The organism is Affinundibacterium danionis (genome assembly GCF_042432465.1).
In the GTDB taxonomy this organism is placed as follows: Bacteria; Pseudomonadota; Gammaproteobacteria; order Burkholderiales; family Burkholderiaceae_D; genus Undibacterium; species Undibacterium danionis.
Genome location: NZ_JBHLXJ010000016.1, coordinates 236,345 through 251,243, shown reverse-complemented (window position 1 = coordinate 251,243; position 14,899 = coordinate 236,345). Strand labels below are relative to the sequence as shown.

Genomic DNA, 14,899 nt, shown 5'->3' with positions numbered 1-14,899 from the left:
AATTCCTATTCGCAGTGCCGCAGGAAAATAAGTAACAACTATCTTCCCTCTCTGCTCCCAATCGCGCCACTTCCTAGTGTGGATAGGTTTGAGTTCACGACAAACCAAACCAGCAAATTAACATCTCAATATGCGGCACTATCACCAATATCGACAGCGGCATCTCGGTCAAACACCTGCATGTCGGTAGTGCCCATTAGGCGACTGGTCAGCGTTCCCGCTGTAATCGATCCACTGACATTCAATGCAGTACGGCCCATGTCGATTAAGGGTTCTATGGAAATCAGTAAGCCAGCTAATGCAACTGGCAGATCCAATGACGATAACACGATCAAAGCGGCAAATGTTGCTCCACCGCCAACGCCAGCAACGCCGACTGAGCCGATCGCGATGATGCCGATCAGTGAGGCGATGAAGGAAAATGACAAGGGATCAATACCTACGGTCGGTGCGATCATGAACGCCAGCATGGCGGGATAAATACCAGCGCAGCCGTTCTGTCCCATGGTGGAGCCAAACGATGCGGCAAAGTTGGCGATGCCTTCTGGTGTGCCCAAACGCTGATGTTGAATTTGTACGCTCATGGGTATCGCACCAGCACTGGTGCGTGAGGTGAAGGCGAATGCAAGCACCGGAAATATTTTTTGAATATAACGGATAGGGTTGAGTCCACAGGCCGCGACGATGGCGAGGTGCACGCCAAACATAATGAAGATAGCACTATAGGAGGCAAGCACAAAATTAATCAGATTCAGAATATCGTCTTTGTTTGATTTCGCAACGACTTGCGTCATCAGAGCGAATACACCGAATGGTGTTAGGCGTAAAATCAGTGTCACCAATCGCATCACGATGGTCTGTGCAACTTCAATGAAATGGGCGAATGATTTAAATACTTCGGCTCTCTTTTCTGCGATGCCAGTCGCGGCAATACCGATCAATATGGCAAAGATCACGACTGCAATAGTTGAAGTTTTGCGCGCGCCAGTCATGTCGAGGAAAGGGTTTTCGGGGATAAAACTCAATAACATGCTTGGGAGAGTAATCGCTTTTGCGCTTGCCAAGGTGCCTTCTAAATACTGTCCGCGCGCGAATTCGGCAGAAGAGTAATTTAATCCCAGCGTTGTAAGATGAAACAACTTAGCCATGAACAAACCAATCAAAGCAGCGATGATGGTAGTGATGATTAAGGTGCTTATCGTTAAGGCGCTAATTTTGCCGAGCGAACTGACGTTCTTTAATTTTAGTATGGCGCTGATGATGGATACCAAAATGAGAGGGATAACAATCATCTGTAGCAATTTGACATAGCCAGTACCGATGATGTCGAGATAAGCATTGGTGCTGCTGACAATCGGAGATGCATTGCCATAGTAGTATTGGAAAATAGCGCCCAATAAAACCCCTGACCCAAGCGCGACAAAGACACGTTTTGTGAACGATATATGTTTGCTTTGTAACCAATATAGACCTGTACATATGCCGAAGGCGACTAAGAGATTGATGACTAAGGGGAGGAAAGAGAGGCTCATTGGTTTATTTTTTTGGTTTTGTTGTTTCGATCAGAATGGGCATTCTAGCTTATATTTTTATTGTGGCGCTACGTAGAAATTGTTCTTTGTTTATGGCGTTTTATTCTTAAGATTTTTCACCTTTAATTTCAATGTAGCTGATAGCTTATTTGATAGCTTAGTAAGACGCATCATAATCACCATTACGAGCAATCGAGATCTGGACGTTAAATGAGTCTGTGCTAGAGCACGGCAAGCCTCACAAGCATCGCAGAATCACAACTCGGTCGAATGATTGCTACACTTTTGGCAGTAATTCAGTATGTTTTGAAACGCGGTACCAAAATATAATTCATAACTATCTTTTTCCACATAACCCAAATGGGGCGTCAGTAAGACGTTTTCTTTGTTGAGAAGTACAGAATCTTTTTGAAGTGGTTCGTTCTCAAATACATCTAGTGCTGCGAAGCCTGGGCGACCTGTCGCCAAAGCCGTTGTGAGTGCATCGGTTGCGACTAATTCCGCGCGACTTGTATTGACGAATAACGCGTCTGCTTTCATGGCTTGCAAATCACTCAGCTGTACGATGCCACGTGTCGCAGGATGGAGGCGCAAATGTAAGGAAATGATGTCACTGGTTTCGAAGAAGGCTTGTTTTGAAGTGGAACTCTGGTGACCATCCTGTTCTGCTTGCAGTCGGCTCGCTTCGCTACCCCATACGGAGACACGCATGCCAAAAGCACGGGCATAGCCAGCAACCAGTTTGCCTATACGCCCATAGCCCCAGATGCCCAATTGACGACCTTTTAATACACGCCCTAGTTGATTATGCTGCGGATGAATTGAGGCAGTTTGCCAAAGGCCATCTTGTAAATGCGCCGAATAATTGGTGATTTTGCGGGAGGACGCCATAATTAGCGCCCAAGTGAGCTCGGCAGGTGCAGTTGGATCTCCCACTCCTTCTAATACGGTAATGCCAAGTTCTTGTGCCGCCACAAGGTCGATATTGCCCGCAACCTTGCCGGTTTGTGAAATTAATTTCAGCTTGGGTAATTTACTTAACAACGCTCGACTTAGTACGGTACGTTCTCGGATTAATACCAGTGCTTCAAAAGGCGCCAGGCGGATTGCCAACTGACCCTGTCCTACAGCGTGATTATTGAAGACTTTCACCTCATGCTCTTTGAGCAATGAAAAGCAGTCGAGATGACGTACCGTATCCTGATAATCATCCAAAATGGCAATCTTCATTTTTTGTCCTTTTGTAAATGGGGTAAGTATATTTTCAAAAATGATTCTTTTTTGATATTAATTGTGACGCAATTTTCGACAGATTTTAGCTGGTCGGTGTAGAATACGTTGCACGTAGCTTTTTGAATCTTCCGTACCGTGCCTCCTACCTGAACAGACAACGGGCGAAAGCTTGGATCTCAGACCACTTATCATGTTCTCGTCTGTCTTCCTAATTCCGACAAAAAATGCCGCTATTGTGTGAGTTTTGCTTGAGCTTGGTTTGACTTTAAATTCTGAATTGAATTTGAGTCCATCTTAATACCACTTGTTCGCACAACTTGCTTCTCTAGCCGTTCTTGCCGTGCCGCTACACCGATTTTTTATTGAAATGGCATTGGAGTTAGTATTATGAATCAACCTTACACGCAAGGCGTTGCTGCTGCATCTTATTTGCAAGATGTACCCGCTTACGTAAAGCATCAAAAACTCATCAATTGGGTAGCAGAAATGGCGGCTTTAACTAAGCCAGATCGTATCTATTGGTGCGATGGCACGCAAGAAGAGTATGACCGTTTATGCGCGCAAATGGTCGCCGCTGGCACCATGAAAAAACTCAATGAAGCAAAACGTCCAAATAGCTATTTGGCGTGCTCCGATCCTTCTGATGTAGCGCGTGTTGAAGACCGTACTTACATTTGTTCTGCTAAGCAAGAAGACGCTGGTCCAACCAATAATTGGATGGCACCGGACGAAATGCGTGCCACTTTGAATCCGCTGTTTGATGGTTGCATGCGTGGTCGTACTATGTATGTTGTGCCATTTTCTATGGGGCCGCTCGGTTCACCTATCGCGCATATTGGTGTTGAATTATCCGATTCGCCTTATGTTGCCGTGAATATGCGCATCATGACCCGTATGGGTAAAGCCGTGTATGACGTGCTCGGTACTGATGGCGATTTCGTGCCATGCATGCACACCGTAGGCGCGCCTTTGGCAGAAGGTCAGGCAGACGTGGCATGGCCATGCAATGCGACAAAATACATCGTGCACTATCCAGAGACTCGTGAAATTTGGTCTTTCGGTTCCGGTTACGGCGGCAATGCTTTGTTGGGCAAAAAATGCTTTGCTCTCCGTATCGCTTCTACCATGGGACGTGACCAAGGATGGTTGGCTGAACATATGTTGATTTTGGGTGTTGAGTCGCCAGAAGGTAAAAAACATTATGTTGCTGCGGCTTTCCCATCGGCTTGCGGTAAGACTAATTTCGCCATGTTGATCCCCGCCATCAAAGGCTGGAAAGTGACCACGATTGGTGACGACATCGCTTGGATTAAGCCAGGTGCGGATGGTCGTTTGTATGCGATCAATCCTGAGGCCGGTTATTTTGGTGTGGCACCAGGCACGAATACAGCAACTAACTCCAACTGCATGTCTTCTTTGACTGCGAACACCATTTTCACCAACGTTGCGTTGACGGATGATGGCGATGTCTGGTGGGAAGGTATGAGCAAAGAAGCACCGGCGCATGTGATCGACTGGCAAGGTAAAGATTGGACGCCAGAGATTGCTAAAGAAACTGGCCGTAAGGCGGCTCATCCAAACGCTCGTTTCACTGTAGCGGCAACACAAAATCCTGTACTCGATCCAGCATGGGATGATCCAGCGGGTGTTCCAATTTCTGCATTCATCTTTGGCGGACGTCGTTCCACCACGGTACCTTTGGTGACAGAAGCTCGCAATTGGGTGGAAGGCGTTTACATGGCGGCGACCATGGGTTCAGAAACCACGGCAGCGGCAGTTGGGCAGCAAGGTGTAGTACGTCGTGATCCATTCGCGATGTTGCCATTCATGGGTTACAACATGAGTGAGTACTTCCAACACTGGCTCAATATGGGTGAGAAAATCACCGCACTCGGCGCGAAACAACCGAATATTTACTGCGTCAACTGGTTCCGTACCGATGCCAATGGCAAGTTCGTTTGGCCTGGTTTTGGCGAAAATATGCGTGTTTTGAAGTGGATGTTGGAACGCATTGATGGCGCGACGACTGGTCAAGAAAACATTTTTGGTATCAGTCCTAAGTTTGAAGATATCACTTGGGATGGCTTGAATTTCACAGTGGAACAATTCGAGACCATCACTTCTATCGACAAAGAAGCGTGGAATGCCGAGTTGGTATTGCATACAGAATTGTTTGATAAGCTGAAATATCGCTTACCTGCAGCTCTGGAAGCAACTAAAGCAAGTTTGGCGCAACGATTGGCTTAATCCTTGTCGCTAAGATAATTTAGGCGATATCAACGTCTCGCTAGATTTCTTACAAAATATCTTGCACTACTAAGCGCTACCCCTGAAAAGACAGGGGTGGCGCTTTTTTTTGTGCATTGCAACTTTTTTGTCTAAATCTGGGATAATCAAGACTTAAAAAGGAGCGTGCCCATGAATTTCCTCACATTGGATCTTAATTTATTGCGCGTATTTGATACGGTCATGGTCGAACAAAATTTGACTCGAGCCGCTGACAAACTGGCGATGACGCAGCCTGCGGTATCCAATGCGATTAAGCGTTTGCGTTATTCCTTGAATGATGAATTACTGATCCGAACCGCATATGGCGTAAAGCCGACACCGCGCGCGGAAATTTTATGGCCGTCCATACGCGAAGCCTTATCGACTTTGGAAGCGGCGATTGCGCCGACTAGCTTCGATCCATCGAAAGCGGTAGCGACATTCAGGATGGCGATGGCGGATTCGACCGCTGCTTTATGGATGCCGACTTTAATTACTGCCTTTGAACGTGAAGCGCCACACATGAATGCGCGCATGGTGCCACTCACGACGCGAGAACCACGGCCATTACTGATCCAAGGTGACATCGATATCGCGGTGGGATTTTTCCCGGGTGTGGTCGCCCAATTATCAGGCGGGCAAGGCGCGGCACGCAGTCCGATACGCCATGAGCGTTTGTATTCAGGGCATTATGTCTGTGTGATGAGTAAAAACCATCCACTCGCTACCCAAGAATTGACATTGGACAGCTACTGCGCTGCGAATCATTGTCTGGTGAGTTTTTCTGGGCGTGCGCATGGTTTGATTGATGATGAGTTGCTGAAAATGGGACGCGAGCGTCGTATTTTATTGACGGTCAATCAGTTCTTCACGGGCGGTAAGGTCGTGGCAAATTCCGACTTGCTGACGGTTCTGCCTCTGCACTTTATTGCCTCCACAGGTATGAGTGATGCTCTGGTGTGGAAAGAATTACCTTTCGAAACGCCAGAAGTCCACGTCGATATGTTGTGGCATGAGAGAGATGCGCGCAATCCGGCACACAAGTGGTTACGTGAACATTTTGTGAATATGACGCATGAGATGTTTTTAGCACCGCAATAATTAAGGTGGAATAACTAGGCTGGAATAACTCAGGCTGAATAATACGCTTCAATAATTTTAGTAATGGAAAATTTTTTATGTTCACAGGTATCGTACAAGGTGTAGCACGCATACAGAAAATCGTCGATCAAACGGGCTTGCGAACCATCCAATTAGCCTTCCCAGACGGCTTTGATCACGATCTCGCGATTGGTGCCAGCGTCGCTACTGATGGCGTCTGTTTGACGGTAACCAAATTGTTACCGAATGCGGCCGAGTTTGACATCATGCAGCAGACTTTGAACATTACGACTTTGGGTGCTTATGCAGAACAAGCACAGGTCAATGTAGAACGTGCCGCCAAAGATGGCGCAGAGATCGGTGGTCATCCTTTGTCCGGGCACGTTGATTTTGTGGCAAAGATCGCCCAGATTCGTCAGATTGAAAATAATTACGTGCTGCGTTTTGCCGTGCCAGCGCCATGGATGCGCTACATTTTCGCCAAAGGCTATATCGCAATTAACGGTGCGAGTTTAACGATCGCGGAAGCCAATCGTGACGAGCATTGGTTCGAAGTCTGGCTAATTCCAGAGACCTTGCGTATGACAGTTTTTGGGCAAAAGCAAGTTGGTGATGCGGTAAATATAGAAATCGAAAGACAAACCCAAGTCGTGGTCGATACCGTGCGTAGTATGTTGCAAGAAACCTTGGGACCATTACTGCCAGCATTAGAAACGCTGCTGGCACAACAAGGAAAAACGCTTTAATTTGTCGTCATGATGTTTTGCGTATCGGTTGCTACATTTGATTCCAAGTGTTTTTTCCAAACGCCAATGCGCCATGCGGCCCAAGTGCTGAGCGCTGCGCCGAGTAGCAAAATCACGCGGGTATCAATCAGTGTCAGCACGGCGCCAGCCAAGGCCATAATGATATTGGCGAGGCAAAAGGTGGTGGAAATTAAACCCATCACTGCGCCGTGCCCATGATGTCCAAATTTTTCTGAGCACCAGCTTGGTAGCAAAGCGTTATAAAACGCATTCGGTAAACCAAACAAAATAATCGCGACTAGTCCTAACCAGATATTGCCTATCCCGACACAGGCGATGGCTAGGGCAGCGAGATAGGCATGAATACGCACGCGTTTTAATGGCTCGATTTTGTTAGGACGGCCAGCGAAGATAGAGCTGACCATCATTAAACCGCATAAACCCGCAGTGACCCAAGCGATACCTTGTGCATCATAGCCACCATTTTCCACCAGCCATAGCGGGAAAAATTCATAAAATGCGGTGACACCGCAGGTATAGCTCAGTTGAATAATAAACAGCGTGCGCATGACGGGATAACGCACTAGATTCAGTGAATGTTTATCACGCGCGACTTGCCACCAAGACGTTGTTAAATGCGATTCCGCTTCTTTCGGTAATGTCATCGCAATCAATGCAGCGGTCAATAACAAGGCGACTACTGCCGTCCAAAACGGTACGGTGATACCCCAGATTAAAGTGATGCCCGCCAACAAAGGTCCAGCTAGCCATCCCGCATAAAACGCACCATTCAACCATGCCAAGGCTTGTACCCGTAAATCGCCCGTCAATCTATCGGCCAGCATCGCACGTGCTACGGATGAATTCCCTTCCAATAAACCAGTCACAAAACGGGCAAAAATAAATAAAGGATAAGATTGTGCGATGAGCGCCCAGGCCGTAATCGCATGACCTATCGCCGCGCCGATGGCACTACCGAGCAAAATAGGACGGCGTCCATAGCGATCCGATAAAGGACCAAGTAAACCAGAGCCGATTAATAATCCGAGCGGATTAATGCTCAAGGCGATACCAAATAATAATTTGGGTGGTAAGCCCAGAAAGTGGTTTAAGTTATTGCTTGCGTCGGCTGCGAATAAAGGCGGCAAAATGGGATAAGGTAATGACGCTCCTATGGTAGAAAGTATCGCCAACAAACAGGCGGCGGTGATGAGTAAAGAGGTTTTCATGCTTGGATGGAATACGGGTTTGGGGATGGCTTGCAATAGGGTGATTGTAACTGCTAAGCGATAAGGAGAAAGCGCTAGCACTTATTCTGTATCGCCGTTATCGGTCTAGAAAATGCCGTTTAAAATATTCAAATTGGGCGAAATTCCTTCTGGGATTCGTAATTTTTTCGATTATCATGCAGCTATCGGCATTTATTTAAATGTCTCATGTGAATTCCTTATCAATTTATCTGGAACGTTTTATGAAATACAGTGTTTTCTTAGGCATGTTTTTTTCTGCTCTTGCTTGTGCTCAGACTCAATCTACACCTTCCAATTCAGCAAGTCAGACAGCAGTGGAAGCAAGTGTAGCCAGCACGCCGCAAGCTGTGGTTGCACCAGCGCCTTTGCATATTACTAAGCTCGGCATTATTGATACCGTGATCGGTACTGGGGAAGAAGCGACTAACGGCAGCACGGTCGAAGTCCATTACACGGGTTGGTTGTACAACCATAAAGCCTTGAATTTGCATGGCGCAAAGTTTGATAGCTCACGTGATGCGGGCACGCCACTAAGTATAACCCTAGGTATGCGCCAGGTGATACGTGGCTGGGACATGGGTTTACTGGGGATGAAAGTTGGCGGTAAACGTACTTTGCTGATTCCCGCTTATCTTGGCTACAGCACTCAGGGTTCGGGAAGTATTCCACCTAATTCTCATTTGGTGTTTGATGTTGAACTGGTCTCTGTGAAGAAGTAAAAATGGCACGTAGTTTAGACGGTGTGACTTTAGAGGCCTTACTGACAGAATTAGTGGCTGTGTATGGTTGGCAGCACTTGGGTGAATTAGTGCCTGTGCAGTGTTTTTTGAACGAGCCTAGCATTAAGTCTAGCCTTAAATTTTTGCGCAAGACCCCGTGGGCGAGGGCTAAAGTTGAGCAACTGTATTTGACACTGAAATGAGTGCGGAAATGAGCACGAAAATGAGTACGAGAATGAATGCAGCAGTCAAAAAATAAAAAATTTGAAAAACTAAGAGAGAAATTGTATGACATTAAGAATCATCGCCACCGGCGGCACTTTTGATAAACATTATGATGAATTGGCTGGCAAACTCACGTTTTCTGAAAGCCAATTGCCCGACGTTTTAAAACGTGCGCGTTTGACGGTGCCAGTTGAGTTAGAAGTACGCAGTAGTTTGATTGATTCCTTGGACATGGTGGATAAGGATAGACAAGAGATTTTGCAGTCTTGTAAAAATTCGCAAGAAAAAGCGATAGTGATTATTCATGGCACCGACACCATGCGTGAAACAGCACAAGTTTTGGGCGCCGCTAAATTGGATAAGGTCATCGTATTTACGGGCGCGATGATTCCTTACGAAATCGCCAATTCGGATGCCTTGTTTAATTTAGGATTTGCTTGCGGTGTGGTGCAATTATTGACGCCGGGCGTCTATGTCGCGATGAATGGTCAGGTGTTTTTGTGGGATAACGTGCAAAAAGATCGCAGTGCTGGGGTGTTTGTTACCAATTCTTAAAATTGGTCATTTCTTGATATTACTTAATATTATTTAATACAGGTATCGCATGAATCGTCTGTCTCGCTTACCCATGTTCGCAGTCTTGACTGCTTTGTTGTTAAGCCTGCTCGCTTGCGATCAGACGATAGTGCCGCGTTTTGATAGTGTTTATTTCTTTCAAGAGGAAGACGTATTAAAAGCTAAGAAAGTGAATTTTGAAGAAATGTCGGTGTACACCCGTAGCTTGCAAACCACCGTCGCTAAAGTCTTAAAAAAAGCACAGGTAAAACCGAGTAATGGCTATATTGTGGTAGCGGTTCGCTCTGATCAGGAAACAGCGGTTTGGTTGGACATGGAGCCAGCACTGCATGAATATTACGATTACGAAATTGTCGAAGCCATTAAAAAACTGCAACCGTTTGCGGTTGATAATGGGATCGTGGTATTCGCCATTAAGATGGCGATAGAAACGCCTAAGCATACCGAGAAAGCAGTGCCAGAACCAGAAGCGTGGAAGGACGCAAAGAAGAAAGTCGCTGACCCGAATGACGTGGAACAACTGGTTTTATCTATCTGGCCTGAATAAATATTACAATAAAATCTCCCAACAAAAAAGGAGACCGTTGAGTCGTTTGCGTCTCCTTTTTATCGATCAAAAAATATCCCCCCGATTTATGCAAAAAGTCTTGTATCTAGGCTATGTCTGGCCAGAGCCAAATTCGTCCGCTGCTGGCAGCCGGACGATGGAATTTTTGCGCCTGTTTCGTCAACAAAATTGGCAAGTGATGTATGCCAGTGCCGCCAGTTTGTCAGAGCATAGAGCCGACCTCGCTGCCTTGGATATTGAAGAAAAAGTCATTGCCATAAATTGCGATAGCTTTGATCACCTGCTGCAAAACTATCAGCCAGATTTGGTGGTGTTTGATCGCTTCTTCACTGAAGAGCAATTTGGTTGGCGCGTCGCGCAATACTGTTCACAGGCATTGCGCGTGCTCGATACCTGTGATTTACATAGTCTGCGTGAGGCGCGCCAGCAGCTGTTAAAACTATCGATGCCAGTGCATGCTAAAGAAGCGGAGCGGCACCAAGTGGGAGCGGTGACTGCGGATGCGGTCGCCTTGTACAAATGTATGACGGCGAGTGATTTGGCACAGCGCGAGATTGCGGCGATTTATCGTTGTGATTTGAGTTTGATGATTTCGTCGTTTGAAGTAGATTTATTACGCCAGTATTTTTCGGTGCCAGCGTATTTGCTGTGCGACACCAATTTGATGTTAGTGCCAGTTCAGCGACAGCTAACGAGCTATGAACAGCGCCAGCATTTTCTCAGTATCGGCAATTTTCGCCATGCGCCGAATTGGGACGCCGTACTCTGGCTAAAACACGCGATCTGGCCGCGCATACGGCAGCAATTGCCGCAAGCTGAGTTGCATGTGTATGGTGCCTATCCGCCACCCAAAGCAATGGCGCTACATCAGCCGCAGCAAGGTTTTTACATGAAAGGCTGGGCTGACAATGCACAAGAGGTGATGGCACAGGCCAAGGTCTGTTTGGCACCATTACGATTTGGTGCGGGTATCAAAGGCAAGCTGGCTGATGCGATGGCAACTGGTACGCCCAGTGTCACAACACAAATCGGTGTCGAAGGAATGCAAGGTGATTTAGCTTGGGGTGGCTTGGTGGCGGACGATCGTGAGACTTTTGCTGATGCGGCGGTGCGCTTGTATCAAGATCAAAATTTATGGCAATTATCCCAGCAACAGGGCCAGGCGATTTTGCAAAAATATTTTGATCGTGAATTGAATACGCAATCCTTTTTACAAGCCTTGTTGCTGGCACGTGAGCAGCAAGCGCAGCGACGACAGCAGAATTTTACTGGGATGATGTTGCGACATCATTTGCATAAGAGCACGCAATATATGTCGCAGTGGATTACGCTGAAAAATCAAAAAAACTGAAGAAATTTTGAGCGTAATTTGAGCTTAGTTTGAGCTTAATATCTGCGAAATAATTGCAAGCCTACAGTAGGGTGCGCCGTGCGCACCATAACTATTCTGACCACCGACCCTATTTATTCATCCGCATCAGGTGGTGTCAGCAAGAAATGATGCTCGCTGGCGTCACCATCGAGTAAGGCATTCAAGCCTTCAATCGGAATTGGTTTGGAATATAAATAGCCTTGGAAAGTCAGGCAATTGTGTTCAATTAGGAAGCGCCGTTGCGCGACCGTTTCTACGCCCTCCGCAATCACGTCTAAGCCTAAGTTTAAGCCCAGAGAAATGATGGCACGTACGATTGTCGCATCGCTTTCATCATCGCTCAAATCACGTACGAATGACTGGTCAATTTTTAATTGATTCAGCGGTAGTTTTTGCAAATAGGCTAGTGAAGAGTAACCGGTACCAAAATCATCCATAGAAAAAGCAATGCCTAGCTTTTTCAATTGCTGCATTTTTTCCGTGGTCGCATCGACATTGTCGAGAATGGTACTCTCGGTCAATTCAATTTTGAGGCGAGTCGGATCGATATTGTGTAAGCGTACAATCTCAGTCACCACCTCGACAAAATTTGATTGTTGAAATTGTTTGGCGCTGACGTTGACCGCCAGACTTAGGTGCGCGGTCTTGGGATTGCGCGCCCATTTTTTTAACTGATTGCAGGCTGTTTCTAAAACCCAAGTACCAATTGGAATGATTAATCCCGTCTGTTCGGCAAGAGGGATAAATTCTAGTGGTGAAATAAATCCACGATCTGGATGTATCCAGCGTAATAGCGCTTCAGCCCCTACGACATGGCCTTCGGCATCTACTTGAATTTGGTAATACAGTTGGAATTGCTCTAGCGCTAAAGCTACTCGCAGATTCGATTCCAGCATCATTTTTACCACTAATACGGCTTGCATCGCAGGATCAAAAAAACGTACCGCATTGCGCCCTGAAGTTTTTGCTTCGTACATGGCGGTGTCGGCGCGTTTGAATAAATCCTTGACGGTGGTATCGCCGCCTTGGAACAAGCAAACACCGATACTGCCCGCGCCATGATGAACGAAATCAGTAATTTGATAAGGCTCGTTCAGCAGTAAGCGAATTTTCTCGGCAATGCGATCAGCTTGACGAGCTGCCTCATCGCGGATGGGACTGAGCGCTTGCAAGATCACCACAAATTCATCACCGCCTAAGCGCGCCACGGTGTCACTTTCACGTACACAAGTTTGTAAGCGCTGCGCCGCCTCAACTAACAGTAAATCGCCCGCATCATGCCCGCGTGTGTCGTTGAGGGTTTTGAAATTATCTAGATCGATAAATAGAATCGCGCTATGTGCATCATCGCGTTGATTCATGGCGATCAAATGCTGTAGGCGATCCATTAATAAGCGACGGTTTGGCAAGTGAGTGAGCGGATCGTAAAACGCCAGATTCAAAATCTCATCTTCATAGCCCTTGTGACGACTGATATCCGTGAAAGAGCCTATGTAGTGTGTAATGTGAGCGTTTTCGTTCACAATCGCGGTGAGCGTGATGAGTTGTGGATAGACTTCTTGATTTTTTCTTTCGGCCCATAGTTCACCTTGCCAATACCGATGCTGATCCAATGCTTTGTAAATGGTGTCGAAAAAATCAGCGTCTTGCTGCTGACTTATATGTCGCGGCAGGGCTTGGCCAATCAGTTCTTCTGATGAAAATCCTGTGATGCGCGAGTAGGCTTGATTGATACGTAAGATACGCCATTGATTGTCGGCCACAAAAATTCCTTCTTGCGATTCGAAGGTAATTGCCGCCACTCGTAAATCCTGTTCTGCATTTTTTCTGTCAGTAATATCACTGACAAAGCAGTGCCACAGTGTGCTGCCTTCTGGCTCCAATTCAGGTAATGCATCGAGGAATAACCAACGTACGCTGCCATCCAATCGGTGATACCGAAATTCCATTTGGTAGGGAATTAAATGCTCAGTCGCGTATTCATGTTGTGTTAAAAATCGTTTTTTATCGGCAGTATCGATACGTTTGACCATAGGTGACGCGTTATGTCGTATATCTTTCGCCTTCATTTCGAACATAGATTCAATAGCATCACTGACATATAAGACGTTGGTATTGCGATCTGGTTTTATGCGGTATTGCATGATTAAACCAGGCAAACGGGAGGCCACTTTGCTAATACGTTCAAAGGAGTCCCGCAGTTCATTGGTAGCGGCTATGCGTTCCGCTTGCAACGCAGTAATAAGTAAGGCAGTAATCGACAAGGTAGCCATGTAAAGCCAAAGTACGATAGAGCTTTCAGAAGCTTCTAGCGATTTGAATGGTCCTATGCCTTGATGGGTAGCGATGGCCGCGATGGCAGACGATGCCAGCACTGTCATCGAAGTAAATAACTGCCCTAAACGTAAAGCAGCCCAGATCATAATCGCCATTGCGACGAAAGTCAGATGCAATAGGCTATGTCTTGAAAAAAATATTAACCAATGGGTTGCGACAAATACCGAGACGAAGGCGATATTTTCTTGTATGGTTTGCTTCAGTTTTTTACCTTGTAGCGTTAATGCTAGTAAAAATGGTGTGGCCAATAAAAGCCCAACTGTGTCACCTGCCCACCAACTGATCCAAGCAAATTGTGGAGTTGGAATAATACCTGCTTGCCATAGACTTAAGCTACCGCAAGTTGCAGAAATACACATACCCACAGCACTGGCTAAACAAAAGCGGATCACATCTTCGCGCTGCACAAAACTCATAGAAAAGTTTTTCTTACGCAGATAGATGGCAACGCATAAAGGCGCCAAGGTATTGCCTATACTTATCAGTAGGGAAGTTAAAGCAGGTGTGCCGGTCGAGAAGTTGACTAATGCCGAGGCGAGAAAAATCGCGGGCGCCATACCTAAGCCTGCTCTAAGCAGTGCGGCGAGGGCGATCCCAGTGGGTAGCCAAATGAGGGTGACATTTGGCGCGATAAAGGGGAAGCTCAGGCCTAATTTCCCCGCAGCGAAATAGCCAATAAACGTCAGTAGCAGACGCATGATCAGGCGTTTGCGACTGGGGCTGCTATAAAAAAGAAAGCTGCGAGACTCTGCCATACCCTGCCATATCCATTGATCATTCAGCACATAGAAATGCTGCACAGAGACCTCTGCACAACCTACTGCGCGACCGAATTTTGAATCTGCGATGCTCTCTGTGCTATAGCACAGGCCCACTTCTCGATCCAAACTTCGGCCGCTCGCGACGGTTGTGCAGGAGTCTCGCACATAGAAATGCAGACATTATGCGCGAAACAGTCTTGAAATACATTCC

Annotated in this window: 12 protein-coding genes; 8 read left to right on the top strand and 4 right to left on the bottom strand. The window is 46.6% G+C overall.

Annotated elements, in window-relative coordinates:
• Window positions 1-125: 125 nt before the first annotated feature.
• Window positions 126-1,532: an L-cystine transporter gene (locus ACFFJH_RS15625; RefSeq protein ID WP_390213863.1), complete on the bottom strand. Its 1,407-nt coding sequence runs from the start codon at window positions 1,530-1,532 to the stop codon at window positions 126-128.
• 255 nt (window positions 1,533-1,787) lie between these two features.
• Entirely contained in the window at window positions 1,788-2,762 is a 975-nt protein-coding gene (locus tag ACFFJH_RS15620; RefSeq protein ID WP_390213862.1) for a D-2-hydroxyacid dehydrogenase family protein, read from the bottom strand.
• A gap of 390 nt (window positions 2,763-3,152) precedes the next feature.
• Between ACFFJH_RS15620 and ACFFJH_RS15615 the strand changes: the two genes are divergently transcribed.
• From ACFFJH_RS15615 to ACFFJH_RS15605, 3 genes are all read left to right on the top strand, one after another.
• Window positions 3,153-5,012 (top strand): phosphoenolpyruvate carboxykinase (GTP), encoded by a 1,860-nt coding sequence (locus ACFFJH_RS15615; protein ID WP_390213861.1) that lies wholly within the window; start codon window positions 3,153-3,155, stop codon window positions 5,010-5,012.
• 171 nt (window positions 5,013-5,183) lie between these two features.
• Window positions 5,184-6,134, top strand: a complete 951-nt coding sequence (locus tag ACFFJH_RS15610; protein WP_390213860.1) for a LysR family transcriptional regulator — start codon at window positions 5,184-5,186, stop codon at window positions 6,132-6,134.
• Between the two features lie 77 nt (window positions 6,135-6,211).
• On the top strand, window positions 6,212-6,880 hold the full coding sequence (locus ACFFJH_RS15605; RefSeq protein WP_390213859.1) for a riboflavin synthase subunit alpha: 669 nt from the start codon (window positions 6,212-6,214) through the stop codon (window positions 6,878-6,880).
• On the opposite strand, the gene ACFFJH_RS15600 is transcribed toward ACFFJH_RS15605, so the two are convergent.
• Window positions 6,877-8,109, bottom strand: coding sequence for an MFS transporter (locus tag ACFFJH_RS15600; protein WP_390213858.1), 1,233 nt, complete (start codon window positions 8,107-8,109; stop codon window positions 6,877-6,879). The genes ACFFJH_RS15605 and ACFFJH_RS15600 overlap by 4 nt on opposite strands.
• Window positions 8,110-8,351: 242 nt before the next feature.
• Between ACFFJH_RS15600 and ACFFJH_RS15595 the strand changes: the two genes are divergently transcribed.
• The 5 genes from ACFFJH_RS15595 (at window position 8,352) to ACFFJH_RS15575 (ending at window position 11,569) form a co-directional block, all read left to right on the top strand.
• Window positions 8,352-8,849: an FKBP-type peptidyl-prolyl cis-trans isomerase gene (locus ACFFJH_RS15595; RefSeq protein ID WP_390213857.1), complete on the top strand. Its 498-nt coding sequence runs from the start codon at window positions 8,352-8,354 to the stop codon at window positions 8,847-8,849.
• A gap of 2 nt (window positions 8,850-8,851) precedes the next feature.
• Window positions 8,852-9,052 carry a VF530 family protein gene (locus ACFFJH_RS15590; protein ID WP_390213856.1) on the top strand — a complete coding sequence of 67 codons (201 nt, stop codon included), beginning with the start codon at window positions 8,852-8,854 and terminating at the stop codon, window positions 9,050-9,052.
• 85 nt (window positions 9,053-9,137) lie between these two features.
• Complete coding sequence (locus tag ACFFJH_RS15585; protein ID WP_390213855.1) at window positions 9,138-9,629, top strand: asparaginase domain-containing protein; 492 nt, start codon at window positions 9,138-9,140, stop codon at window positions 9,627-9,629.
• A 49-nt stretch (window positions 9,630-9,678) separates the two neighbouring features.
• Window positions 9,679-10,197, top strand: coding sequence for a hypothetical protein (locus tag ACFFJH_RS15580; protein ID WP_390213854.1), 519 nt, complete (start codon window positions 9,679-9,681; stop codon window positions 10,195-10,197).
• 88 nt (window positions 10,198-10,285) lie between these two features.
• Window positions 10,286-11,569 (top strand): glycosyltransferase, encoded by a 1,284-nt coding sequence (locus ACFFJH_RS15575; RefSeq protein ID WP_390213853.1) that lies wholly within the window; start codon window positions 10,286-10,288, stop codon window positions 11,567-11,569.
• A gap of 113 nt (window positions 11,570-11,682) precedes the next feature.
• On the opposite strand, the gene ACFFJH_RS15570 is transcribed toward ACFFJH_RS15575, so the two are convergent.
• Window positions 11,683-14,802, bottom strand: a complete 3,120-nt coding sequence (locus ACFFJH_RS15570) for a bifunctional diguanylate cyclase/phosphodiesterase (RefSeq protein WP_390213852.1) — start codon at window positions 14,800-14,802, stop codon at window positions 11,683-11,685.
• Window positions 14,803-14,899: the final 97 nt, after the last annotated feature.